At 70.0% G+C, this 23,826-nt stretch carries 25 protein-coding genes; 7 read left to right on the top strand and 18 right to left on the bottom strand.

Annotated elements, in window-relative coordinates; genetic code table 11:
* Positions 1 to 19: 19 nt before the first annotated feature.
* Together ABD978_RS03400 and rox are read left to right on the top strand one after the other, a co-directional pair.
* The gene (locus ABD978_RS03400) at positions 20 to 664 is read left to right on the top strand and encodes a TetR/AcrR family transcriptional regulator (RefSeq protein ID WP_345348072.1); all 645 of its coding nucleotides are present in this window, start codon (positions 20 to 22) and stop codon (positions 662 to 664) included.
* 293 nt (positions 665 to 957) lie between these two features.
* Entirely contained in the window at positions 958 to 2,385 is a 1,428-nt protein-coding gene (gene rox / locus ABD978_RS03395; protein ID WP_345348069.1) for a rifampin monooxygenase, read from the top strand.
* A 116-nt stretch (positions 2,386 to 2,501) separates the two neighbouring features.
* Here the strand turns inward: rox and ABD978_RS03390 are convergent, their stop codons facing one another.
* From ABD978_RS03390 to ABD978_RS03370, 5 genes are all read right to left on the bottom strand, one after another.
* Positions 2,502 to 4,892 carry an ATP-binding cassette domain-containing protein gene (locus ABD978_RS03390; RefSeq protein WP_345348066.1) on the bottom strand — a complete coding sequence of 797 codons (2,391 nt, stop codon included), beginning with the start codon at positions 4,890 to 4,892 and terminating at the stop codon, positions 2,502 to 2,504.
* A 112-nt stretch (positions 4,893 to 5,004) separates the two neighbouring features.
* Entirely contained in the window at positions 5,005 to 5,154 is a 150-nt protein-coding gene (locus tag ABD978_RS03385) for a hypothetical protein (protein ID WP_345348063.1), read from the bottom strand.
* On the bottom strand, positions 5,151 to 5,600 hold the full coding sequence (locus ABD978_RS03380; protein ID WP_345348060.1) for a helix-turn-helix transcriptional regulator: 450 nt from the start codon (positions 5,598 to 5,600) through the stop codon (positions 5,151 to 5,153). Before ABD978_RS03380 ends, ABD978_RS03385 begins: the two co-directional genes overlap by 4 nt.
* Positions 5,601 to 5,665: 65 nt before the next feature.
* Positions 5,666 to 6,799 carry an epoxide hydrolase family protein gene (locus ABD978_RS03375; protein WP_345348057.1) on the bottom strand — a complete coding sequence of 378 codons (1,134 nt, stop codon included), beginning with the start codon at positions 6,797 to 6,799 and terminating at the stop codon, positions 5,666 to 5,668.
* An 86-nt stretch (positions 6,800 to 6,885) separates the two neighbouring features.
* Entirely contained in the window at positions 6,886 to 7,536 is a 651-nt protein-coding gene (locus tag ABD978_RS03370; protein ID WP_345348053.1) for a TetR/AcrR family transcriptional regulator, read from the bottom strand.
* A 166-nt stretch (positions 7,537 to 7,702) separates the two neighbouring features.
* Here ABD978_RS03370 and ABD978_RS03365 point away from each other — a divergent pair, with 166 nt between their 5' ends.
* Positions 7,703 to 8,776, top strand: coding sequence for a tyrosine-type recombinase/integrase (locus ABD978_RS03365; protein ID WP_345348050.1), 1,074 nt, complete (start codon positions 7,703 to 7,705; stop codon positions 8,774 to 8,776).
* A gap of 64 nt (positions 8,777 to 8,840) precedes the next feature.
* On the opposite strand, the gene ABD978_RS03360 is transcribed toward ABD978_RS03365, so the two are convergent.
* The gene (locus ABD978_RS03360) at positions 8,841 to 9,011 is read right to left on the bottom strand and encodes a hypothetical protein (RefSeq protein WP_345348047.1); all 171 of its coding nucleotides are present in this window, start codon (positions 9,009 to 9,011) and stop codon (positions 8,841 to 8,843) included.
* 112 nt (positions 9,012 to 9,123) lie between these two features.
* Positions 9,124 to 9,609: a DUF2269 family protein gene (locus tag ABD978_RS03355; protein WP_345348044.1), complete on the bottom strand. Its 486-nt coding sequence runs from the start codon at positions 9,607 to 9,609 to the stop codon at positions 9,124 to 9,126.
* 230 nt (positions 9,610 to 9,839) lie between these two features.
* Here ABD978_RS03355 and ABD978_RS03350 point away from each other — a divergent pair, with 230 nt between their 5' ends.
* Complete coding sequence (locus tag ABD978_RS03350) at positions 9,840 to 10,784, top strand: GlxA family transcriptional regulator (protein ID WP_345348041.1); 945 nt, start codon at positions 9,840 to 9,842, stop codon at positions 10,782 to 10,784.
* Between the two features lie 228 nt (positions 10,785 to 11,012).
* Here ABD978_RS03350 and ABD978_RS03345 read toward each other — a convergent pair whose 3' ends face one another.
* Positions 11,013 to 11,654: a TetR/AcrR family transcriptional regulator gene (locus ABD978_RS03345; RefSeq protein ID WP_345348038.1), complete on the bottom strand. Its 642-nt coding sequence runs from the start codon at positions 11,652 to 11,654 to the stop codon at positions 11,013 to 11,015.
* A gap of 234 nt (positions 11,655 to 11,888) precedes the next feature.
* On the opposite strand from ABD978_RS03345, the gene ABD978_RS03340 reads away from it, so the two are divergent.
* Entirely contained in the window at positions 11,889 to 12,827 is a 939-nt protein-coding gene (locus tag ABD978_RS03340; RefSeq protein ID WP_345348035.1) for an alpha/beta fold hydrolase, read from the top strand.
* A 153-nt stretch (positions 12,828 to 12,980) separates the two neighbouring features.
* Here ABD978_RS03340 and ABD978_RS03335 read toward each other — a convergent pair whose 3' ends face one another.
* On the bottom strand, positions 12,981 to 13,772 hold the full coding sequence (locus tag ABD978_RS03335) for an alpha/beta fold hydrolase (protein WP_345349554.1): 792 nt from the start codon (positions 13,770 to 13,772) through the stop codon (positions 12,981 to 12,983).
* A 250-nt stretch (positions 13,773 to 14,022) separates the two neighbouring features.
* On the opposite strand from ABD978_RS03335, the gene ABD978_RS03330 reads away from it, so the two are divergent.
* A complete protein-coding gene (locus ABD978_RS03330) occupies positions 14,023 to 14,193 on the top strand; it encodes a hypothetical protein (protein ID WP_345348032.1) in 171 nt (56 codons plus the stop codon).
* Between the two features lie 51 nt (positions 14,194 to 14,244).
* On the opposite strand, the gene ABD978_RS03325 is transcribed toward ABD978_RS03330, so the two are convergent.
* Together ABD978_RS03325 and ABD978_RS03320 are read right to left on the bottom strand one after the other, a co-directional pair.
* Positions 14,245 to 14,619: a DUF2218 domain-containing protein gene (locus ABD978_RS03325; RefSeq protein WP_345348029.1), complete on the bottom strand. Its 375-nt coding sequence runs from the start codon at positions 14,617 to 14,619 to the stop codon at positions 14,245 to 14,247.
* A gap of 22 nt (positions 14,620 to 14,641) precedes the next feature.
* Entirely contained in the window at positions 14,642 to 15,298 is a 657-nt protein-coding gene (locus tag ABD978_RS03320; protein ID WP_345348025.1) for a class I SAM-dependent methyltransferase, read from the bottom strand.
* A 105-nt stretch (positions 15,299 to 15,403) separates the two neighbouring features.
* Here ABD978_RS03320 and ABD978_RS03315 point away from each other — a divergent pair, with 105 nt between their 5' ends.
* Positions 15,404 to 15,979, top strand: a complete 576-nt coding sequence (locus tag ABD978_RS03315; RefSeq protein WP_345348022.1) for a TetR/AcrR family transcriptional regulator — start codon at positions 15,404 to 15,406, stop codon at positions 15,977 to 15,979.
* A gap of 37 nt (positions 15,980 to 16,016) precedes the next feature.
* On the opposite strand, the gene ABD978_RS03310 is transcribed toward ABD978_RS03315, so the two are convergent.
* The 7 genes from ABD978_RS03310 to ABD978_RS03280 form a co-directional block, all read right to left on the bottom strand.
* Positions 16,017 to 16,637: an ABATE domain-containing protein gene (locus ABD978_RS03310; protein ID WP_345348019.1), complete on the bottom strand. Its 621-nt coding sequence runs from the start codon at positions 16,635 to 16,637 to the stop codon at positions 16,017 to 16,019.
* A gap of 162 nt (positions 16,638 to 16,799) precedes the next feature.
* Entirely contained in the window at positions 16,800 to 18,197 is a 1,398-nt protein-coding gene (locus ABD978_RS03305; protein ID WP_345348016.1) for an NAD(P)/FAD-dependent oxidoreductase, read from the bottom strand.
* Between the two features lie 7 nt (positions 18,198 to 18,204).
* Positions 18,205 to 19,041 carry an ABC transporter permease gene (locus tag ABD978_RS03300; protein ID WP_345348013.1) on the bottom strand — a complete coding sequence of 279 codons (837 nt, stop codon included), beginning with the start codon at positions 19,039 to 19,041 and terminating at the stop codon, positions 18,205 to 18,207.
* On the bottom strand, positions 19,038 to 19,892 hold the full coding sequence (locus tag ABD978_RS03295; RefSeq protein ID WP_345348010.1) for an ABC transporter permease: 855 nt from the start codon (positions 19,890 to 19,892) through the stop codon (positions 19,038 to 19,040). The genes ABD978_RS03300 and ABD978_RS03295 overlap by 4 nt, the downstream gene beginning before the upstream one ends.
* 3 nt (positions 19,893 to 19,895) lie before the next feature.
* Positions 19,896 to 21,119, bottom strand: a complete 1,224-nt coding sequence (locus tag ABD978_RS03290; RefSeq protein WP_345348007.1) for a polyamine ABC transporter substrate-binding protein — start codon at positions 21,117 to 21,119, stop codon at positions 19,896 to 19,898.
* Positions 21,116 to 22,249 (bottom strand): ABC transporter ATP-binding protein, encoded by a 1,134-nt coding sequence (locus ABD978_RS03285; protein WP_345348004.1) that lies wholly within the window; start codon positions 22,247 to 22,249, stop codon positions 21,116 to 21,118. The genes ABD978_RS03290 and ABD978_RS03285 overlap by 4 nt, the downstream gene beginning before the upstream one ends.
* Positions 22,246 to 23,718, bottom strand: coding sequence for a gamma-aminobutyraldehyde dehydrogenase (locus ABD978_RS03280; protein ID WP_345348001.1), 1,473 nt, complete (start codon positions 23,716 to 23,718; stop codon positions 22,246 to 22,248). Before ABD978_RS03280 ends, ABD978_RS03285 begins: the two co-directional genes overlap by 4 nt.
* Positions 23,719 to 23,826: the final 108 nt, after the last annotated feature.

Below are 23,826 nucleotides of genomic sequence, written 5' to 3'. Positions count from 1 at the left end.
TTATTGCTAGGCTGGTCGTATGGCAGCAGCAGTTCCCGCGGTGGACCGGCTCCTGGACGACGGTTCGGGCCGGCGTCCGCGCGCCGACGCCCGGCGCAACGTGGAACGCCTCGTCGTCGCCGCCCGTCAGGCCGCCGTCGAGGGTGGCGAGATCACCGCCCACGAGATCGCGCGCCGCGCCGGTGTGGGCATCGGCACGTTCTACCGCCGGGTCGGCTCCCTCGAAGCCCTGCTCGAAGCGGTCCTCGGCGAGGTGCTGGGGGAGATCATCGCCAAGGGCGACGAGGGGATGGCCGATCCAGACCCCTGGGCGGGCTTCACGACGTTCGCCCTGTCCTACATTCACCTTCGCAACGAGCTGTGCGACGTCAACAAGCGTCTCGGTGACGTTCTGGACCACTCCCGGGCCGAGCTGCGCGACCGTATTCAGATCCTGGTGGAGCGAGCTCAGCGGGCCGGAGCGATGCGTACGGACGTGACCTGGGAGGACGTGACGTTCCTCATGGTCGCCGCATCCACCGGACCCCACACCCTGGGCCTCCAGGCGGGCACCCGCCAGTGGGACCGCAACCTCCAGGTCGTCCTGGACGGCCTGCGCACCCCCGCCCCCGGCGTCCTCCCCGGCGAACCGCCCGTACTGGCCCCCGGACCGGAAACCGCCTGACCGCAGCCCCGCTCCGGTTTCATCGGCTGTCGGGACCTCGAAGCTCTGCCCTGGCCATCTCGCCCTGCCGGGTACCCCGAGCCGACCGCACAGCGAGGCGAAGACGAGAAAAGGCAAGGAGATTATCCACTCCTTGCCACTTTCAACGTATAGCGCACTGGGGGGCTTGCGGCAAGACCCGGGTCATGCCGCAGAATCTGCGGCTGAAGCCGGCACCGATGGAAATCGGGGATTCGGCGCCGAACCGCGCGGCGCAGCCGGCCGAAAACGCAACCTCGGGGAATGGGTGATTCATGTTCGACGTGATCGTGGTCGGCGGCGGGCCGACCGGCTTGATGCTGGCCGGCGAGTTGCGGCTGCACGGAGTGCACGTGCTCGTGCTGGAGAAGGACGCGGAGCCCACCGAAATCGTTCGCTCGCTCGGGCTGCACGTGCGCAGCATCGAGGTGATGGACCAGCGCGGTCTGCTGGAGCGATTTCTCGAGCGCGGCAAAAAGTTTAGGTACGGTGGTTATTTCGCTGGTATCGACAAGTCGTGGCCTGACCGGCTGGACACCGCGCATTCGTACATTCTCGGCATCCAGCAGCCCGTCATCGATCGCCTGCTGGCCGAGCGCGCCATCGAGGTCGGCGCCGAGGTCCGGCGCGGCTGCGCGTTGGTCGGGCTGAGCCAGGACGATCAGGGGGTGACCGCCGAGCTGGCCGACGGCACACGGCTGCGCTCGCGCTATCTCGTCGGTTGCGACGGCGGCCGCAGCACGGTGCGCAAGCTGCTCGGTGTCGGCTTCCCCGGCGAGCCCGCCAAGGGCGAATGGCTGCTGGGCGAGATGAAGGTGACCGAGGACCCGGCGACGGTCGCCGCCATCGTGGCGGAAGTCCGCAAGACGCATCATATTTTCGGCCTCGGGCCCTTCGGGGAGGGGATCTACCGCGTCGTCGTGCCCGCCGAGGAGGTGGCCGAGGACCGTACGGTCCCGCCGACCCTCGAGGAGTTCAAGCAGCGGCTGCGGGTGTTCGCCGGCACCGACTTCGGCGTGCACTCACCGCGCTGGCTGTCCCGCTTCGGCGACGCCACCCGGCTGGCCGAGCGCTACCGGGTCGGCCGGGTGCTACTGGCCGGCGACGCGGCGCACGTCCACCCGCCGATCGGCGGGCAGGGCCTCAACCTCGGCGTCCAGGACGCCTTCAACCTCGGCTGGAAACTGTCCGCCGAACTCGCCGGCTGGGCACCCGAGGGGCTGCTGGACAGCTACCAGACCGAACGGCACCCGGTGGCCGCCGACGTGCTGAACAACACCCGCGCGCAGTCCGAGCTGATGTCCCTCGAGCCGGGCCCCCAGGCAGTGCGCCGGCTGATGACGGAACTGATGGAATTCAAGGACGTGCACCGGTACCTGATCGAGAAGATCATCGGGATCGGGGTCCGCTACGACTTCGGCGACGGGCATGAACTGCTCGGCAAGCGGATGCGTGACATCGGCCTGAAACAGGGCCGCCTCTACGAGCTGATGCACGGCGGTCGCGGGCTGCTGCTCGATCAGACGGGCCGGCTCTCGGTGACGGGCTGGGCGGATCGGGTCGACCACGTCGTCGACGTCAGCGAGGAACTGGACGTACCCGCGGCGCTGCTGCGGCCGGACGGCCACGTGGCGTGGGTCGGTGACGATCAGCAGGATCTGCTCGGCCGGCTGCCCAAGTGGTTCGGCGCTGCCGCCGACTGAGCGCTGTCGCCGGCACCCGACCGGACACCGCGGTCCTTCCCCCGGGGGCTTCCCAGTCCTAGGGGGCTTCCCGTGACGTGCGAGAACGCGTTCCACGGTGTCCGGTAGGGCCTGGGTCAGGCGCCGACGTAGGCCGCGAGGTGCTCACCGGTGAGAGTGGAGCGGGCGGCGACGAGGTCGGCGGGTGTGCCCTCGAAGACGACCCGGCCGCCGTCATGGCCGGCCCCGGGGCCGAGGTCGACGATCCAGTCGGCGTGCGCCATGACCGCCTGGTGGTGCTCGATGACGATGACCGACTTGCCGGAGTCGACGAGCCGGTCCAGCAGGCCGAGCAACTGCTCGACGTCGGCGAGGTGCAGACCGGTGGTCGGCTCGTCGAGGACGTAGACGCCGCCCTTCTCGGCCATGTGGGTGGCCAGCTTGAGCCGCTGCCGCTCGCCGCCGGACAGCGTCGTGAGCGGCTGGCCGAGGCTGAGGTAGCCGAGCCCGACGTCGGCGAGCCGGCCGAGGATGGCGTGTGCCGCCGGCGTGCGCGCCTCGCCGGCGCCGAAGAACTCCTCGGCCTCGGTCACCGACATCGCGAGCACCTGGCTAATGTCGCGGCCGCCGAGGTGATACTCCAGCACCGTTGCCTGGAACCGTTTCCCCTCGCACTCTTCGCAGGGGATGGCGACGCCGGCCATCATCGCCAGGTCGGTATAGATCACGCCGGCGCCGTTGCAGTTCGGGCAGGCGCCCTCGGAGTTGGCACTGAAGAGCGCCGGCTTCACGCCGTTGGCCTTCGCGAACGCCTTGCGGATGGGGTCGAGCAGTCCGGTGTAGGTCGCCGGGTTGCTCCGTCGCGAGCCGCGGATCGGGGTCTGGTCGACCGACACCACCCCGTCGCGTCCGGAGACTGAGCCGTGGATCAACGAGCTCTTGCCCGACCCGGCCACGCCCGTCACCACGACGAGCACCCCGAGGGGGATGTCGACGTCGACGTTCTGGAGGTTGTGCGTCGCCGCGTTGCGGATCTCCAGCGTGCCGGTGGAGGTCCGCACCTTCTCCTTGAGGGCCGCCCGGTCGTCCAGATGGCGACCGGTGATGGTGCCGCCGGCCCGCAGCCCCTCGACGGTGCCCTCGAAGCAGATGGTGCCGCCCGCCGTACCGGCGCCGGGGCCGAGGTCGACGACGTGGTCGGCGATCGCGATCGCCTCCGGCTTGTGCTCCACGACCAGCACGGTGTTGCCCTTGTCTCGCAGGCGCAGCAACAGGTCGTTCATCCGCTGGATGTCATGCGGGTGCAGCCCGATCGTCGGCTCGTCGAAGACGTAGGTGACGTCGGTGAGCGAGGAGCCGAGGTGGCGGATCATCTTGGTGCGCTGAGCCTCGCCGCCCGACAGCGTGCCCGCCGGCCGGTCGAGCGAGAGGTAGCCCAGCCCGATCTCCACGAACGACTCGAGGGTCTCCCGCAACGCCTCGAGCAGCGGCCCGACGGACGGTTCATTCAGGCCCTTCACCCACTCGGCGAGGTCGCTGATCTGCATCGCGCAGGCGTCGGCGATGCTGATCCCCTTGATCTTCGAGGACCGGGCCGTCTCGCTGAGCCGGGTGCCGCCGCACTCGGGACAGGTGGTGAAGGTGACCGCTCGCTCCACGAAGGCGCGGACGTGCGGCTGCAGCGAATCGACGTCCTTGGACAGCATCGACTTCTGGATCTTCGGGATCAGACCCTCGTAGGTCAGGTTGATCCCCTCGACCTTGATCTTGGTCGGCTCCTTGTAGAGGAGGTCGTTCAGCTCTCTTTTGGTGAACTTGCGGATCGGCTTGTCCGGGTCGAAGAAGCCGCAACCGCTGAAGATGCGGCCGTACCAGCCGTCCCTGCTGTAGCCGGGGATCGTGAGAGCGCCCTCGTTGAGCGACTTGCCGTCGTCGTACAGCTGGGTCAGGTCGATGTCGTTGACCGAGCCCCGGCCCTCGCAGCGCGGACACATGCCGCCGGTGACGCTGAAACTGCGACGCTCCTTCACCGTGCGTCCGGCGCGTTCCAGGGCGACCGCCCCCGCCCCGCTGATCGAGGCGACGTTGAAGGAGAACGCCTGCGGCGAGCCGATGTGCGGCTGCCCGAGTCGGCTGAACAGGATGCGCAGCATCGCGTTGGCGTCGGTGGCGGTGCCGACCGTGGAACGGGGATCGGCACCCATCCGCTGCTGGTCGACGATGATCGCGGTCGTCAGCCCGTCGAGCACGTCGACGTCGGGCCGCGCCAGCGTCGGCATGAAGCCCTGCACGAACGCGCTGTAAGTCTCGTTGATCAGCCGCTGCGACTCGGCGGCGATCGTGCCGAACACCAGCGAGCTCTTGCCCGAGCCGGAGACGCCGGTGAACACCGTCAGCCGACGCTTCGGGATCTCGACGCTGACGTCCTTGAGGTTGTTCGCGCGCGCGCCGTGCACGCGGATCAGATCGTGGCTGTCGGCGACGTGCGGCGCAGGCGGCTGCGTGTCCGTTCTCGTGGCAATGCTCATCGTGTCTCCATCTGTTCGGGTGAAGCCGTTTCCGCGGTCTCCGTCGGCGTCGCCCGGCGCGGTTCGGCCGGCTTCGAGCAGGGGCGTCCGGTCAGCGGACCCGGCCGGGGCGTCAGACCAGCCGGCGGCCGTCGCGCATCAGTTCGCGGTCGGGCGGCTCGTTCACCTCGTGCCAGGACTGGACGCGGTGCGGGGTGACGCGGAACCAGTGGTACGGGGTGGTCAGTGCGCGCGCGGGTCGACGTCGGTGAATGGCTGTCACGCTAGCTGCGGCCCGCTGACCGGCGCTTCTCGATTCCTGATCGGTCTGGTCACCTGTTTGGCCACGCATGACGGGATCCCTACGATCGCGCCCGCCGCCTGGCGCCGGTAGACGCTGGGTGGCATTCCGACGAGTTCGGTGAAGCGGGTGCTGAAGGTGCCCAGCGACGAGCAGCCGACCGCGAAGCAGATCTCGGTGACGCTCAGGTCGCCACGGCGCAGCAGCGCCATCGCGCGTTCGATACGCCGTGTCATGAGATAGGCGTACGGCGGCTCGCCGTAGGCGCGCTTGAACTCGCGGCTGAGGTGCCCGGCCGACATGTTCACGCCACGGGCGAGCGCCTCGACGTCCAGCGGCTGCGCGTACTCCCGGTCGATCCGGTCGCGGACACGGCGCAGCCGCGCGAGGTCGCTCAGGTGCTGCGCGGCGGCGGGTCTGCTGGTCACCTGCGTGATAGTGCCACGTCGCACCCGAAGTTGCTAACGCCGCCGGCGTCCGCACCCTCCGCTGATCACCGGTAGGCGCGGAAGAAGTCGGTGATGTCGCGGGCGAGCAGGTCCGGTTCCTCGTGGGCGGCGAAGTGCCCGCCACGGGGCATGCGCGTGTACCGGGTGAGGTTGTAGGTGCGCTCGGCCCAGCTGCGGGGCGGCCGGCTGAGGTCGGCCGGGAACAGGGCGAGCGCCGTGGGGACGTCGACCCGTTCCACGCGCCGCGTCAGTCCCTTGGCGTACTCGTAGTAGGGGCGGAACGACGTGGAGATGGTCTCGGTGAACCAGTAGAGCGATGCCTGGGTCAGGATGAAGTCGTCGCTGAACCGGGTGGCCAGATCGCCTTCGCAGTCGCTCCACGCGCGGTACTTCTCAACGATCCAGGCGAGCAGCCCGGCCGGCGAGTCGGCCAGTCCGAAGCTCAGGGTGAGGGGGCGGGTGCTCTGCTGGTGCTGGTATCCCCCCTCCTCCGCGGTCCACGCCGCGACGGAGTCGAGGTACGCCTGTTCCTGCGGGGTGAGGCCGGCGGCGTCGTAGGCGATCGGATTGGCGATCGCCAGCAGGTGAATGCCGACGAGCGCTTCGGGGTGGGCCTCGCCGAGACGCGAGGTGACTCCGGCGCCCAGGTCGCCTCCGTGGGCGGCGTATCGATCGAAGCCGAGTTCGTCGTGCATGAGCCGGTGCCAGAGCTCGTGGGTCTGCGGCGGGTCCGTGAGTGAGGGCCGCTGCGGCGAGAAGGCGAATCCGGGCAGCGAGGGGACGATCACGGTGAACGCGTCGGCGGCGTCGCCCCCGTACCGCGACGGCGTGGCCAACCGGTCGGCCAGACCGACCAGTTCGAGGAAGGAGCTGGGCCACCCGTTGGTCAGGACGATCGGCAGGGCGCCGGGGCGTTCGCCGTCGAAGCGCAGGTAGTGGACCGGGGTTCCATCGATGTCCGCGAAATGGGACGGCAGAGCGTTGACCTCGGCTTCGTGGGCGCGCCAGTCATAGCCGGAGGCCCAGTACGCGACGAGTCGCCGCAGCTCGCCGGCGTCGGTGCCGGCGCCCCACCCGCTCGTGGGCCAGGCGGGCGGCCACCGGGTGCCGAGCAGCCGAGAACGCAGGTCGTTCAGCTCTGCGTCGGTGACCGCGAGCAGAGGTGCGGTGCGGGACATGGAGATCTCCTTTGTCTGCCTTGGCTGTCAGTACGTCGCCGGCGCCGGCCGTCACTTCGCGCGCCGGTGGGGCGCCGGCATACCGGTCAGGCGCCCGTTCCGTCGGCCGGGTCGAGAGTCCGGGCGATCGCGGCCCGCGTCACCTCGCGTGGCTCCGGCGCCGTCGCCAGCAGGGCATGCATGATCATTCCCTCCAGCAGGGCGTCCAGGCGCGCGGCATTGTCCGGGCCGGTGAAACGGGCCAGTACGGCCCGGCTCTCCCGCGTCCACGCTTCTGTCAGGACGCGCAGGTCGGGGTCGCGGAGCGCGGCCAGGTGGAGCTCGAATCCGAGGACCGCGCCGCGGTGCCGGGCAGGGCCTCCGTGGACGAGATCGACCAGAACCTCGACGAACTGCTCATGCGTTCGCACGTCCTCGAACAGCCTCTCGAAGTGCGCGGACTGCAGTTCCACGTACCGGGCGAACGCCTGCGCCTGCAGATCGACCAGGCTGGAGAAGTGGTAGGTGACCGAGCCCAGCGGCACGTCGGCACGCGTGGCGATGTGCCGGTGGGTCGTCCCGGCCCTCCCGTGCTCGGCGATCACGTCGAGAGCGGCGTCCAGGATGCGCGTCCTGCGGTCCGGGTCGTACCGGCGAGTCCGCCGCGCCCCGCCCGACCCGGCCGCGGAACGGCGCCCTGTTCCCGTAGCCGTCTCTCCCTCGGCAGGGTCCGCCGACGGCCGTTCGATGGGTGCCATGCGGACAAATGTACACTCGCTAGGAACAAATGTACGCATAGGTGTCCGCGGCAGCCGCGTTCGCCCCTTCCGCGTAAGGCGCTGGACTTGATCACGGTGACACCCGTAGAGGACGAAGGCGCACCGCTCGAAGAAGGCCGCCGTTGGATGACAGGATGGTCCGCCGATGACCGAAGACGAACCTCAGGCGAGCGCACCGATCCCTCATCGGATCCACCGGGCCGGCACACCGGCCCGGCTGTCACCGACCGACGGGCGCGCCCTGCACGACTGGGGGGCTCCCGGCCTGCCGGCGGCGTACGACCCCGAGCGCGACCCGTACCGCGTCTATCTGGACCGGCTCGACAGCGAGCAGTCGCGGCGGACGATGCGCGGCTGCCTGGACCGTGTCGCCCGGATCATCGCCATGGACGACACCGTGACCGGGGCCGGGCGCCCGTGGTGGCTGCTCCGCTACGAGCACACGACGCGCATCCGCGCCGAACTGCGCGCCAGGACGAGTGAGGACGGGCGGCCGGCCTACTCGCCGTCGTCGATCAACAAGCACCTGGTGGCCTTGCGGCAGGTCCTGCGCGAGTGCTGGCGGCTCGGGCTGATGACCGCCGAGGACTATCAGCGTGCCGTCGACCTGAAGTCGGTGGAGGGGGCCCGGCTGCCGCGCGGTCACCACATCCCGGACCGCTCCCTGGGCGCGGCGCTGGCCGTGTGCGACGCCGACCCCTCACCGGCCGGGCGGCGTGACTCCGCGCTGCTCGCCGCCCTGTACACCACCGGCGCCCGACGCGGAGAGATCGCCGGGCTGGCGATCGGCGACTACGACCCGGCGGAGCGGTCACTGCGGGTACGCGGCAAGCGCGACAAGGAGCGGCTCGTCTTCGTGACGGTCGAGGCGGCGACCCGCCTGGACGCCTGGATCGCCGTTCGCGGCCGTGGGCCCGGAGCGCTGTTCCCGCCGATCAGCAGGGTCGGCCGCTGCCGGATCCGGGACGGAGCGCTGGCCCACCCCACGGGCCAGGCGATCGCCGGCATCCTCGCCCGCCGGCTGGCGCAGGCGGGCGTCCCACCGCACACGCCGCACGACTTCCGCCGTACCTTCATCGGCGAGTTGCTGGACGCCGGAGTCGATCTGGCCACCGCCCAGCAGCTCGTCGGTCACGCCTCTCCGGCCACCACGGCGCGTTATGACCGCCGCCCCGAACGGCAGCGCCGCGACGCCGTCGACCGGTTGCGCCTGCCCTGACCGCGCGGATGTAGCCGAGCACCTCCCGGTGGGGTCTGGCCCATGCCCCGACTCGGTACCGCGCTCAGGCGCGGCCGAGCGCGCGCAGTGCGAGCATGCCGCCGATGCCGGGGATGGCGGCGCACACCGTGATCCCCGTGGTCCGACGCGGGTCGCGCCAGGCGGCGAAGATGCCGAACAGCCAGGCGATGCCGTGGACGGGACCGAAGAGCGCGGCGATTCCGGAGACGTCCACCGTCGCCATGTTGAGGAGCAGGACGGCGAGGCTGACCAGCTCGACGGTCGCGGAGACGCGCAGCGGCCTCCGGGCCGGCCGTGGCGTCGATGCGGTGGGTGCGGCGATGGGGTCACACTCCCGTGGTCGAGCCGGGGCGCACGATCATCAGGACGGTGACCGTGGCCCACAGCAGGTTGAAGACGCCGGTCAGCATGGCCAGCCGTTTAATTCGCGCGGGCTCGGGCCGTGCCGCCGCCGCGACTTCGGAACCGGTGCCGGCCAGGCCGGCGAGGACGTTCTCCTGAGCCGGGAGGACCAGCAGCGCGAGCACGAGGGCGGCGACGCCGGTCAGCACGATCGACACGATCAGCCAGGCGGTGCCCAGGACGTGCAGGCTGCCGGCGGTCGCGAGGCCGAACACGGGGACGGCCAGGCCGACGACGGCGTAGACCCGGCAGATGCGGTGCAGGAGGCGTACGGCGGCGACCGCTTCGGTCGCGTCGGGTGCGCCGGCCGCCTTACGGGCCGCGGCGGGGAACAAGCTGCCCGCGACGGTCACGGGTCCCACGGCGATGACCGCCGCGAGTACGTGGAGGATGAGGAGGATCTTGGTCATCGCCGTGTATGTGGGCTCTCGGTGCGGGGGAGGGAAAGGGGTCAGGCGCTCATCGGGGAGGGCCCGAGATCGCTGCCACGTTCACGCTAGGAGACCTCGCAGGTCCGGGCCACAGGCTGGATCGACAGTTTCCAACGACTTCTCGCCAACTCGCTGAACTGCGAAATTCCTTCTGCCGTCAACATGACGCACGGCCGCCCGTTGGCCGGAACTCGGCGTACGCTGCGTTCGTGCATACGGTGGCGATCCTGGTGCTGGATCAGACGGTGGTCTTCGACATGGCCATTCCGGTGGAGGTGTTCGGCCGGGTCCGCCTGCCGGACGGGCGTCGTCCTTATCGAGTGCAGGTGTGCGGAACGCAGCCGCAGGTGGCGACCGAGATCTTCACCATCCACCCGCCGTGGGGGCTGGACGCTCTCGCGGACGCCGACACGATCATCGTCCCCGGTAGCGAGACCGCGGAGCCGCCACCGGCCACCGCGCTGGAGGCGCTGCGCGACGCGGCCGCTCGCGGCACCCGCATCGCCTCGATCTGCGGCGGCGCCTTCCCCCTGGCCGCCACCGGGCTGCTGGACGGTCTGGCCGCGACCACGCACTGGACTGCGGCGAAGCTGTTCGCCGAGATGTTCCCGAAGGTCGACGTGCGGCCCGACGTGCTCTACGTGGACAACGGGCAGTTCCTCACCTCGGCCGGCGCGTCCGCGGGACTGGACCTGTGCCTGCACATGGTCCGCCGCGATCTGGGCTCGGCCATCGCGGCGGACGCCGCCCGCCTGGCCGTCACCCCCCTGGAACGCGAGGGCGGCCAGGCGCAGTACATCGTTCACGAGCAGCATCCGGTGCCCCGCGGTTCGCTGCTCGAGCCGACGCTGACCTGGATCGAGGACCACCTCGGAGAAGACCTCACCCTGGAGGTCATGGCCGCCCGCTGCGGTATGAGCACCCGCACCTTCAGCCGCCGCTTCCGCGAGCACACCGGTACGACACCGCTGCAGTGGCTGCTACGCGCTCGGGTCAGACGGGCGCAGTACCTGCTCGAGCACACCGACCACTCCGTGGAGCGGATCGCCGTCCAGGCGGGCTTCGGATCCGCCACGGCCTTCCGGGAACGCTTCAAGCGTGTCGCCGGTACGACCCCGAACGCCTACCGGTCCGCGTTCCGCAGGTCCCGCTGACGCGGCCCTTGAGCAGCAACCGAACGGCCAGCGGCGCTAGAGCGTGTTAACGAACCTCTGATCCAGTTGAAGCCGGAGGTCAGCGGCTTCGGTTCCGCCCCGTTCGGCCCCGACCCACCGGCCTCGGTCGGGTCGGCCATCGGCCGGCGCAGAGGCCGCCGGCTCGCGATTGCGGGGACCACGGGTGTGAGTAGTTGAGGTACCGCCGTCGGCTACCGGCTCGGGCGGCTAGTCCCGTACTTCGCGGGTGGTCGGTTCGGCTGATGTTGCCCTGGGGTGCTGGTCGCGCGTGCGCAACGCCTGTGAGAGCGCGTCGACGGTTACGCCCACAATGGCCAAAAGCTGCGCCGGGCTCGCCCCGGCTCTGCTCATGACGGCGAGAGACTGGTTCACGGCCGCCACGTGTTCAGCGAAGGCCTCGGCGTCCTGGTCGGTCAATCGGCCGGCCTTCAGTGCGGCGCGTATACGCAAGCGCTGCAAGCCCAGCACCTCCTTCGCGTGCGCCGCGACGCTCGGGCTCAGCACCGGGATTGCCATGGCCGATTGGGCGACCAGGCATCCATCCGGCAGTTCGGGATCGGCGATGCGCTCGAGGGTGACGTCGAAGAACGCACGAACGGCTGTAAGAGGCTCCGAGGCCGCACACGACAGGGCGGCGTCGTACTTGTCGCCGTAGCGCGCAGCATAGCGATCCAAGCAGCGCAGGAAGAGCGTGTCCTTGTCGCCGAGCGAGGAGTAGATGGAGCTGCGGTTCAGGCCGGTTGCCCGGGACAGATCGTCCACTGAGGTGTCGGCGTAGCCGGCGCGCCAAAACTGGATCATCGCGGCGTCAAGCGCCGTGTCCATGTCGAACTGCTTCTTGCCTGCCACGTGGCACTTCCTTGCCGGTGTGTTGATGTCTCGGGCTGCGCTGCGCACCATCCTATCTTGAACTGATCAGTTCAAGATGTGTTAGCCTCCAAGCATGGTCATGGCCGGGCCTCCCCGTCGGGACCCGGATTTCGAGCACCACGCTGGCCGCTCTCGTCATCTGCACCGCGCTCGTGGGCCTCACCCTCGGGCGAAGCACCGAACGAGCACACCTGACACCGATGGAGGATCCCCGTGGCTGACCCTGCGACCAGCGCTTGGCGCGTCTGCGAAAGCAACCCGGTCCGCGACCTGCCACTGCACGACCTGGCGGGATTCACTCACCGCTGGGTCGACGCGGACGGCGTCCGCCTTCATGCCATCGAAGGCGGCCGGCCGACCGGCCCGGCTGTTGTCCTGCTCGCCGGATTCCCGCAAACCTGGTGGGCTTGGCGAAAGGCGATGCCCAGCCTCGCCGGCCGGTTCCACGTCATCGCGATCGACCTGCCGGGGCAGGGCCACTCCGAGCGTCCGGAGCGCAGCTACGACACGCACACGGTCGCCGCGCACGTCCACGCCGCCGTGAAGGCTCTCGGAGTGTCGACTTACTGGCTGGTCGCCCACGACATCGGCGCCTGGGTCGCTTTCTCCCTCGCACTTCAATTCGAGAGCCAACTGCGCGGGGTCGCTCTGCTCGACGCCGGAATTCCCGGCATCACCCTCCCGGAAGCGATTCCCACCGACCCGGATCGGGCGTGGAAGACCTGGCATTTCGCGTTCCACCTTGTGCCCGACCTGCCCGAGACGCTGCTCGCCGGCCGCGAACGGGACTACGTCGGCTGGTTCCTGAGAATGAAGGCCCTCTCTCCCGACACGTTCGACGACGCCGAGCTCGACCACTACGCAGCGGCCGTCGCCGTCGACGGTGGCCTCCGCGCCTCCCTCGCCTACTACCGAGACGCCGCCGAGTCGGCGCGCAAGAACCACGAGGCGCTCAAGCGGCAGCACCTCACCGTGCCCATCCTCGGAATCTCCAGCAGCCACGGCTCCATCCCGGACATGGCGGCCTCCATCCGCCCATGGGCCGACGACGCCACCGGAGTCGTCGTGCCCGACGCTGGACACTTCATCCCCGATGAGCAGCCCGAAGCCGTGGCTGCCGCTATAGCCGATTTCATCCTCGACGGCGACTGACACCGGTCAAACCTGCCCGACTGCGCACCGCCCCGGTCCGCGCGAAGTCACGAGCGGCCGCCCGGTCCTCATCATCGAGGAAGAACACCCGCTCCAGATCCGCCCGCACCTGGAACCCGGTCCTGCGTGCGGGCTCGACACGGGTTGTCCCTGCTACTGGGGTCGCTCTTCGGGGAGCCGCACCTGGGTGAAGGCACGGATCTGCTCGGCGACCACGTGAGGCGCGTTCAGATCGGGGGCGTTGTGGTCCAGCCCACGCAAGATCACGTGTCGGGCGTCGGGGATCACTCCTGCCAGGCGGGGGAGCACACCGGTCAGATAGGTGGGCGACTTCCCGCCGCCCATCAGCAACGTCGGGGATGCGATGCCCGCGTACCTGGTGCCGTCGGAGTCCAGACGGGCGATCTCGCCGATCTCGGCCGGAGTCGTCGCCATCATCGCCGACGTGTCGTGCCCGTCGGCCCCGCGCAGCAGCAAGAACGCCAGCGCGCGGAACACGGGCGTCGGCGCGTCCCCAATGGGAGTCAGGCGGGTGCCCTTGAGGAAGGTCGCCATCGCCGCGACGCGCTTGCCGTTCTGCAGCAGGTGGGTGAAGGACGGCAGCCAACGGGCGTCGAAGGACCCTGCGATGCTCACGCCCGGTTCGTACACCATCAGCGCGGCCACCGTTCTCCGCAGCCCGAGGTGCAGGGCGACCAGACCGCCGTGGCTGTGCCCGAAGACCAGGCTTGAGCCCGTGTGCTCCATGACGGCGATCGCGTCGTCGACCTCGGCCTCGACCCCGTAGCCCGGGCCCTGCGGCCCGCTCCGGCCACGTCCTCGCCGCTCGATCACGCGCACCGTGTACGTATCCGACAGCCTCTGTGCCAGGGCCCCGTAGTGGTGGGCGCGCCGGTTGTTCCCCTCGGTTGGGTGGGTATGGTCAGAGGCGTTGCGCGCGAGCAGGCGATCCTGACGGCGACGATCGAGTTGCTCGGGGAGATCGCCGGCACACTGCGGGGTTACTTGCTGGCAGCCCTGAACCTACTGTGCGATCAGGTCGACGACCGGTACCTGACCATGATGACCGGGCTGATTCACGCGATGCGGACTGACGCTGAACTGGCCGACAGCCTGCGCACGCACGCACGCACGTCGCGGATGAGGATCGGGGACTGTTCCGGACGGTCGTGGAGCACGCGGTGGCCCGTGGCAGGTGTCCGCCTGTACATCGACCCGGCTGGCGCATCAGGTGGCCGAGGGCCAGGTCATGCGCCGGATGATCCTCGGCCGGCCGCTCGACCACGACTTCCTGGCCGACCTGGTGGACAACCTGCTCGTGCCTCTGCTGACTCGGACCTTCCCCGCCGACGAGGAAGACCGTTGAACAACAGGACGGATGCGGCGGTGCCGATCGTCGGCACGAGGGCCGCTCGAATCAGGGAGCGCAGGCGTCCGTGGACGGGGCCGGCGGCGTCGGCCGCCAGGTAACGGTGAGCGCGTCGCGCCGTCCGATCCGTTCCAGACGAGCGGCGACGGCGTCCTGGATTCGGCGCAGCTGCTGCTGGTCGTCGGCTTCGACGCGCAGCAGCAGTCCGTCGCCGGTGGCGTGCAGCGTGCAGCGTCCACGGTCGAACTCGATGACCCCGTCGGTCTCGGACCACTCGGCGTGCCGCGGCGTGGACGCCACTCCGCCGCCGTGACCGTGGCCGCCGCGGAGGGTGAGGGAGGTCATCCGGGCGCCGTGCCCGCACAGCTGCGCGAGATAGCGGCCGGCGCGGTTCGTGGGAACGTCGGCTTGGGAAGCGGGCATCGCGGGGTCCCTTCCAGAAGGTTCAGATCCGGGTACACGTGACGAGCCAGGCGGCGACGCCGTCGGCGTGCCGACGGGTGAGGCACACGGTGGCGCTGACGGCCTCCAGCCGCCACCCGTCGGAGAAGCAGGTCTCGATGTCGGCGCGGGACAGCTTGTGCGGAACGTCCGGCTCACCGGTATGCCGGTCGCTGTAGCCGAGTACGAACAGCCTGCCTCCTGGCCGCAGGACCGTACGCAATCCGGCTGCGTAGGCCGCGCGGTCCGGCGCGTCGAAGGCGTGCAGGAGGAGCGAGTCCAGGGCGGTGTCGAAGAGTTCGCCGAGTTCGCTCAGGCGCAGGGCGTCGTGCCGCAGGAACCGCGCCGCCAGGCCCCGCTCCCGTGCCTTCCGCCCGGCGGTCCGCAAGGCCTCGTCGGCGAGGTCGATCCCGGTCGCGTCGAGCCGGGCGGCCGCCGCCATCAGCGTGTGCTCCCCGGTGCCACAGCCGACGTCCAACACCCGTCCGCGCAGCGCGCCCTGGTGGGCGAGCGCCAGCAGCGCCGGCTGCGGTCGGCCGATGTCCCACGGCGGTCCGTCGGCGAACGCGGGCTGCGATGTCGGTGGTGGGCGGTGCCGTGCGGAGTCGGGCCGGCCGCTGACGGCGGGACCGGGATCTTCGTGGGACGGCGGCTTGGACATGCGGCACTCCTCGTCTCGCCGGGGGCAATTTCGGCAAGTTTTGCGATACAGAGTGTCTCTGTCAATACACCTGTCTCTGGAAGCGGCGCACTGTACGATCCGGGAATGCCGAGAATCTGGAGCCAGACGATCGCGGCGCATCGCGACGCGGTCCGCGAGGCGATCCTCGACACGACTGCCGACCTCGTCGCCGAACACGGCCTGACCGGCGTGACGATGTCGGGGATCGCTAAGGACGCCGGCATCGGGCGCGCGACGCTGTACAAGTACTTCCCCGACGTCGAGTCGATCCTTCGTGCCTGGCACGAACGCCGGATCGACCGGCATCTGGACCGGCTGCACCGGCTCCGCGACGGCACAGAAGGCGCCATGCCGCGGCTGGAGGCGGTGCTGACGGCCTACGCCACGGCGATCTCGCACCAGGGACGGCACGACTCCAAGATCGCCGCCGACCTCCATCGCGGTGAGCATGTCGCCGCCGCCCACCAGCACCTGCGCGACTTCGTCCGGGACCTGGTGGCCGACGCCGCGGCGGCCGGGGCCGTACGCAGGGACGCACCGGCCGACGAACTGGCCGGCTACTGCCTGCACGCCCTCGCCGCGGCCGCCGATCTGCAGGATCCGGCGGCGATCCAGCGTCTCATGCGGACCACCCTGACCGGCCTTCGAGGCCGACCGTGAGACAGCGGATCGGAAGAAGGCCGAGGTGATCCCGGCCTCAGGAGACCGGGTGGCGGTGGCGCCGGTAGTGGCGCGCGGCGCGGGCCCGGTTGCCGCAGGCCGCGGAGCACCATTCACGGCGCGGGTGGTCCTTGCGGAAGTACAGGACGCATCCAGGGGCCGGGCAGGCGCGTAGCCGCAACCGGTCGTCCCCGCAGAACAGGTCGATGGCCTCCTCGGCGATGGCCGAGACCGTCGCGTCGGCCGCCCGCCCGTCGGCGTGGGTGAGGCGGCCCGCTGCCTCGCCGGGCGTCCACGTCAGCGCCGACCACCGCGGTACGGCGCGGGCCGCCTCGTTGACCACGGCGACGGCGGCCTCCAGCTCCCGGATCGGAGCGGCCGCCGCCGGTCGCAGGTCGCCGGTGGCCTCGGCCGCGAGCCGCCGCAGGGCGTCGCGCAGTCCGAGCAGCCGCCGGGCCAGGTGGTCGAGGTCCTCCTTCGGCAGGGCGTCGAGGTCGGACGCGGTCATCGGCTCGATGCGGGGGAGGACGGCCCGCAGCCACGCCTCGGCGCCGGCCGACCCGTCGAGCGCGTCGTGCACGCCGCCGCGGTCGCCCCACAGCGTGTTCATCAACTCGATGGGCAGCGGTTCGCCGAGCAGCGGCGCGCTCGTGTCCATGGCCGCACCCTAACGCACCTCTAACGGTTGCCAGCGGCTGCTTCCGTTCGAAAACCCGCACTTCGCCTACGGCTCTCGACAAAGCCGCGATCGAGTCGCCGTCCGGCGCAGGTCCGCCTCGGCGAGGGCCGCCTGCCCTGGCCGAGGCGGACGTACGGCCGGTCAGGAGTCGAAGCCGACGCCCAGGTGGTCGAGGGTGCGCAGCCACAGGTTGCGGCGGCCCTGGTGCTGGTCGGCGCGGGCGAGGGACCAGCGGGTGAGCTGGATGACGCCGTAGCGGAGCGGCTCCGGGGGGAACGGCATGGGCCGGGAGCGCACCATCTCGAGCCGGGTTCGCTCGGTGTCCGCTCCGGACAGCAGGTCGAGCATGACGTCGGCCCCGAACCGCGTGGCTCCGACGCCGAGGCCGGTGTAGCCGGCCGCGTACGCCAGCCGGCCGCCGTACGCCGTGCCGTAGAAGGCGCAGAAGCGGCTGCACGTGTCGATCATGCCGCCCCAGGCATGGCTGAAGCGCACCCCTTCCAGCTGCGGGAACGTCGCGAAGAAGTGCCGGGCGAGCGTCGCGAACGTCTGCGGGCGGCGGTCCAGCGCCGACGGGACCCCACCGCCGAAGTGGTAGATGGCGTCGTAGCCGCCCCACAGGATCCGGCCGTCCGCGGTGAGCCGGTAGTAGTGGAACCGGTTCCCGCCGTCGCCGACTCCCTGGCGGTTGCGCCAGCCGATCGACGCGAGCCGGTCGGCGGACAGCGGCTCGGTGACCAGCGCGTAGTCGTAGACCGGAACGGCGAAGTGCCGAAGGCGACGCAGCGGCCCGGCGAACGCGCCGGTGCCGACCGCGACCTTCGCCGCGTCGACGGAGCCGTACGGGGTGCGCAGCCGCAGCCGGCCGTGCTGCTCGTCCTCGACCGCGTCGACGGGCGTGCGCTCGTACAGCCGGACGCCGGCCGCGAGGCAGGCCCGCCGCAGTCCCCAGGCGAGCTTGGCCGGGTGCACCATCGCGACGCCGTCCCGGTCCCACAGCCCGCCCTTGTAGGTGGGCGACGCGATCTCCGCCTGGACGGCGTCGGCGTCCAGGAGTTCGGCGGGCCGGCCGAGGGCCGCGGACTCCTCGGCCAGCGTCCGCAGATCGGCGAGCTGCCAGTCCTCCGTCGCGACGTTCAGTTCACCGGTGCGCTCGAAGTCGCAGTCGATGCCGTGGCGCCGCACCGTGTCCTCGATCCCGTCGAGGTTCTCCCGGCCGAGCCGCTCGAGCACAGGCATCTCCGCACGCCAGCGGGACAGGCCGTTGCCGAGCCCGTGGGTGAGGCTCGCCGCGCAGAACCCGCCGTTGCGGCCGGACGCGGCACCGCCGGCCACGTCCGCCTCGACGATGACGACGTCCAGGGACGGATCGCGCTCCTTGGCGCGCAGCGCCGTCCACAGGCCCGTGTAGCCCGCGCCGACCACGGCCAGATCGCAGGAGGTCGAGCCGACCAGGGCCGGCGCGGGTTCGGGCGCCGCCGGGTCCATCAGCCAGTACGGGGTGGGCTCGGCCTCGGCCAGGGCCGCCAGGACGTTCATCGCCGGATCACCGCCGCCTGCGGGCGAGCACCGCGTTGCCCACCGCGAGGAGGACGCCCGCTAGGAAGATCAACGTCCCCATGACGTTGACCTGCGGCGGAAGCCCCTGTTTCTGCGCGCCCCAGATCCACAGCGGGAACGTCAGGGTGGAGCCGCTGTTGAAGCTCGTGATGATGAAGTCGTCGATGGACAGCGCGAACGCCAGCAGCCCGCCGGCCAGCAGCGCGGGAAAGATCATCGGCAGGGTGACGAGCCGAAACGTCGTCCAGCCGCTCGCTCCCAGGTCGCGCGCCGCCTCCTCCACGAACGGGTCGAGGGTGAGCACCCGCGCCCGTACGGTGACCGCCACGAACGACAGTGAGAACATGATGTGCGAGACGAGGATCGTCAGGTAGCCCCGGCCCACGCCCGACTGGACGAAGAACGACAGCAGGGACGCGCCCATCACGGTCTCCGGGGCGGAGATCGCCGCGAACTGCACGAGATTCAGCGCGCCCTGACCGCGGAACCGGTAACGCCCCAGGGCCAGGCCGATCAGCGTGCCGAGGACCGTCGCGCCGAGCGCGGCCAGGATCGCGATCGTCAGCGAGTTCACCAGCGCCGTGGTCAGGTCCGGAACCGCGAACAGCTTCCCGTACCACTTGACCGTGAAGCCCTGCCACGTCAGGTTGAGGCGCCCCTTGGCGTCGTTGAACCCGAACGCGATCATCACGGCGATCGGCAGACACAGCCAGCCGATGATCGCCCAGGTGTAGGCGTACAGGATCCGGTCGCCCCAGCGGCCTCGGCCCCGCCGTGCGCGGACCGCAGGCCCGGCCTCAGCCTCCGTCACGGTTGCGCTCATCGGGCCGCCACCTCCAATACGTCCTCGGTGCCCAGCGCCCGCGCGTACGCGAAGATCCCGAGCAGCAGGATGGCCATTAGCGCGAACGACAGCGCCGCCGCCTGGGGATAGTCGTTGTTCACCAGGTAGAGGTTCTGGATGACGTTGCCGATCATCGTGTTGTTCGTGCCGCCCAGCACCGTCGCGTTGACGTAGTCGGCGCTGACCGGGACGAACGTCATCAGCACGCCCGCGAACACCCCCGGCACCGACAGCGGCAGCACCACGCGCAGGAACGCCTGCGCCCGGCCGGCGTACAGGTCCTGCGCCGCCTCGATCAGCCGCGGGTCCACCCGCTCCAGCGCGACGTAGATCGGCAGCACCATGAACGGCAGGTAGTTGTAGGTCAGGCCGGCCACGACGGCGAAGCCGGTGGCGAGCACGTGGAAGTCCTCCGGCAGCAGCCCGGCGTGCTTCAGCGGGCCCAGGACGATGCCGTCGTCGGCCAGCAGGAACTTCCAGGAGAACGTCCGCAGCACGAACGACACGAAGAACGGCAGCAGCATCAGGAACAGGTACGTCGACTTGCGCGTGCCGCCGCGGAAGGCGATCCAGTACGCGGCCGGGTAGGCGAGCAGAACGCACGCCGCCGTCGCGAGCAGGCCGTACACGAGGGAGCGGATCAGCTGGTCGGCGTATGCCGACAGGCTGTCGGTGTAGTTCTGCCAGTGCCAGGTGAGCTGGAAGCCGTTCACGACGTCGCCCTGCATCAGCGAGAACGACAGCATGACGACCATCGGCAGCACGAAGAAGATCGCGAGCCAGAGCCCGCCGGGCAGGACGAGCAGGTACGGCGCGAGGCGTCTGCGCATCGGTCACCCGGCCGTGATCTGCTGGAACACCGTGTTGTACTGCTGTTCCTCCGCCGTCGTCATCTTCCGGTAATGCCGGAGCCGGGCGTAGTCGGCGTCGGAGGGGAAGATCAGCGGGCTGGCCGCCAGCGTCTGGAGCGTCTTCTGTCGCGCGCCGGTGGCCTTGGCGGCCTCGGCCGTGAGGACGTCCTTGGCGCCCGGGACCGGCGTCACGTAGCTGACGATCTCGGCGAGCTGGGCGGCGACATCCGGCCGGTAGAAGTAGTCCATCAGCGTGATGGCGTCGACCGGGTTCTCGGCGGTCTTCGGGATCGTCAGGTTGTCGGTCCAGATCGTGCCGCCCTCCTGCGGGATGACGAACTTCAGGTTCGACTTCTCCGACAGGTTCTGCTGGAAGATGTCGCCGGAGTAGGCCATGGACAGCCAGATGTCACCGCGGGTGAGCGCGTCGATGTAGTCCTGGTCGAAGTACTTGCGGACGATCCCCTGCGCCTTCTGCTCCTGCAGCTTGGCGCCGGCCTTCTTCCAGTCGTCCGGCGTGGACTTCTCCGGGTTCACGCCGACCGCCATCATCCCGAAGTTGCCGATCTCCTGGATGTCGGACAGCATCCCGACCTTGCCCTTGAACTTCGGGTCCCACAGGTCGGCGAGGCTGGTGATCTCGCGGCCGGTCTTCGTCGGGTCGTAGGCGATGCCGGTGATCCCGGTCTGGTACGGGACGCTGTAGACGTTGCCGGGGTCGAAGGACTCGTTCTTGTACGCGGCGCCGGCGTTCTTGGTGAAGTTCGGCAGCTTGGAGTGGTCCAGCGGCACGAGGTAGCCGAGCTCGGTGAGCTTGGTGAACGACACGCCGTTGGTGACGACCATCAGGTCGTACCCGATCGACTGATTCGCCTGCAGCTGCGGCTGGATCTTGCCGAACCACGACGGGTCGTCCTGAATGACCTCGCGGTAGGTCACCGCGATGCCGGTCTCCTTGGTGAACTGCTTCAGCGGGGTACGGCCCTTGTCCATGTACAGCGGCCAGTTGGCGAAGTTCACGTGGCCGTGCTTGGTCTTGCCGTTCCAGTACTTCTGGACGTCGCTCTGCTCGGCTGGGGCCGCCTTCTGGCCCTTGACGCCGCACGCGGCGAGGCCGAGGCCGGCGCCGGCCAGGCCGAACAGCCGCAACGCGTCGCGCCGGCTCCGGGTCATGCCGCGCAGGAGCGCCGGGTCGATCTCGTTCATGATGCTCCGATCGCGTAGGAGTGGCGGGGCTCCCAGGAGAGCCAGGCGGTGTCCCCGGACGCGGCGACGTCGTCCGCGGAGGAGGCGTTCTGCATGAAGACCACGACGTCGGTCCCGAGGGAGGTACGCACCGTGTAGTTGGTGAACGTGCCGAGGTAGACGACCTCGGTCACGGTGCCGCGTAGCGCGCAGACCTCCCCGTCGGGGGGATGCAGGCCGATGGCGATCTTCTCGGGCCGTACGGTCAGTTCGACGGTGCCGTCGGCGGCGGGCTTCGCGTGCGGCACGAGGATCCGCTCGCCGGGGCCCGGCTCGATGACCGCCGTATCGCCGTCGGTGCGGGCGACGGTGCCGGACAGGACGTTCGAGGTGCCGATGAAGCCGGCGACGAACGCGGTGGCGGGCCGTTCGTAGACCTGTCGGGGCGGGCCGAGCTGCTCGATGACGCCCTCGTTCATGACCGCGATGCGGTCCGACATCGTCAGCGCCTCGCCCTGGTCGTGAGTGACGTAGACGAAGGTGATGCCGACCTCACGCTGGATGCGCTTGAGCTCGACCTGCATCGCCTGACGGAGCTTGAGGTCCAGCGCGCCGAGCGGCTCGTCCAGGAGCAACGCCCGGGGACGGTTGACCAGCGCACGTGCCAGCGCGACCCGCTGCTGCTGGCCGCCGGACAACTCGCGCGGCCGGCGTTTCTCCCGGCCCGTGAGGTCCACGATCTCCAGCATCTCCCCGACCCGGCGGGTCACCTCATCCTTGGGGGTGTTCTTGCGGCGCAGCCCGAACGCGACGTTCTCGAACACGCTCATGTGCGGGAACAGCGCGTAGGACTGGAAGACCATGTTGATGTCGCGGCGGTTCGGGGGCACGCCCACCACGTCGCCGCCGTGCAGGATGATCTGTCCCTCGGTGGGCTCGTCGAACCCGGCGATCATGCGCATCGTCGTCGTCTTGCCGCACCCGGACGGGCCCAGCAGCGAGAAGAACTCGCCTTCGGCGATGGACAGGTCGACGCCCCGGACGGCGGTGACGGTCTCGCCGTGGGACTGGAAGCTCTTGACGACGCCGCGCAGTTCGATCGCGGCGATCTTCGCGGCGGCCCCGGCCTCGGTCTCTCGCAGCTCGGTCATGCGCCGGCTCCGATGTAGCTCATGACGTGCTTGATCCGCGTGTAGTCCTCGAAGCCGTACATCGACAGGTCCTTGCCGTAGCCGGAGTGTTTGAAGCCGCCGTGCGGCATCTCGGAGACGAACGGGATGTGGGTGTTGATCCAGACCGCGCCGAAGTCGAGTCGTCTGGACATGCGCATCGCCCGGCCGTGGTCGCGTGTCCACACGCTGGCGGCCAGCCCGTACGGCACGCCGTTGGCCATGTGCACCGCCTCGTCCTCGTCGGCGACGCGCTGCACCGTGATGACCGGGCCGAAGATCTCGCTCTGCACCATCTCGTCGTCCTGGTGCAGGCCGGTGACCACGGTGGGGGAGTAGAAGTAGCCGCGGTCGCCGACGCGCTCGCCGCCGGTCACGACCTCGGCGTGGGCGGGCGCCCGTTCGAGGAACCGGGTGACGCGGTCGAGCTGGTTCGCGTTGTTCAGCGGGCCGTAGAAGGCGTCCTCGTCGCTCGGGGGGCCGACCTTCGTGGCCTTCGCCCGCTCGGCGAGCGCGACGACGAGGTCGTCGTAGACGCCGGGGGTGGCCAGCACGCGGGTGGCCGCGGTGCAGTCCTGGCCGGCGTTGAAGTATCCGGCCTCGGCGATGCCCTGGGCGGTCTTCGCGACGTCGGCGTCGTCGAAGACGAGCACCGGCGCCTTGCCGCCGAGTTCGAGGTGGACCTTCTTCAGGGAGTCGGCGGCCTGCCGGGCGACCTGCATGCCGGCCCGTACCGAGCCGGTGACCGAGACCATCTGGGGGATCGGATGGTCGACCAGCTCACGTCCGGTGTCCCGGTCGCCGCAGACCACGTTGAGCACGCCGGGCGGCAGGAACTCCGCGGCGATCTCGGCGAGCATCAGGGTGGTGACGGGCGTGGTGTCGGACGGTTTGAGGACGACCGTGTTGCCGGCCGCCAGTGCCGGCGCGATCTTCCAGGTCGCCATGACCATCGGGTAGTTCCACGGCGTGACCTGGGCGCAGACGCCGATCGGCTCACGGCGGATCATCGAGGTGTGGTCGGTCATGTACTCCCCGGCCGACCGTCCCTCCAGCAGCCGGGCACAGCCGGCGAAGAACCGGAACTCGTCGACCATGGGGCCGACCTCCTCGTCCCGGGTGAGCTGCAGCGGCTTGCCGGTGTTGCGGCACTCGGCCTGGACGAGGTCCTCGGCCCGGGCCTCGATGGCGTCGGCCATCCGTAGGAGCGCCAGGCTTCGCTCACCCGGCGTGGCATCGCGCCACTCCTCGAACGCCGCCGCGGCGGCGGTCATGGCGGCGTCGACGTCCGCGGGCCCCGACAACGGCGCCTGGGCGTACGTCTCCCCGGTGCTGGGATCGATCACATCGGACGTGCGGCCGTCCTTGGCATCGACGTGCTCGCCGCCCACGAAGTTCCGCAAGATCACGGTCGGGCCTCCGGGCTGTACAGGCTGTGATGTGCCGACCATGACAGAACAAATCGACCAAAACAAGCGATTCCGTTGTTACGATCAGATTGCACGACGAAATCCTTGACTTCCGGCTCTGATCTGCCACGATGTCGCAGCAAGGAGGCC

The sequence above is a fragment of the Actinoallomurus liliacearum genome, assembly GCF_039542035.1.
Taxonomy (GTDB): Bacteria; Actinomycetota; Actinomycetes; order Streptosporangiales; family Streptosporangiaceae; genus Actinoallomurus; species Actinoallomurus liliacearum.
The sequence above is the reverse complement of the archived record's forward strand: the minus strand, read 5'-3'. Positions and strand labels throughout refer to the sequence as shown.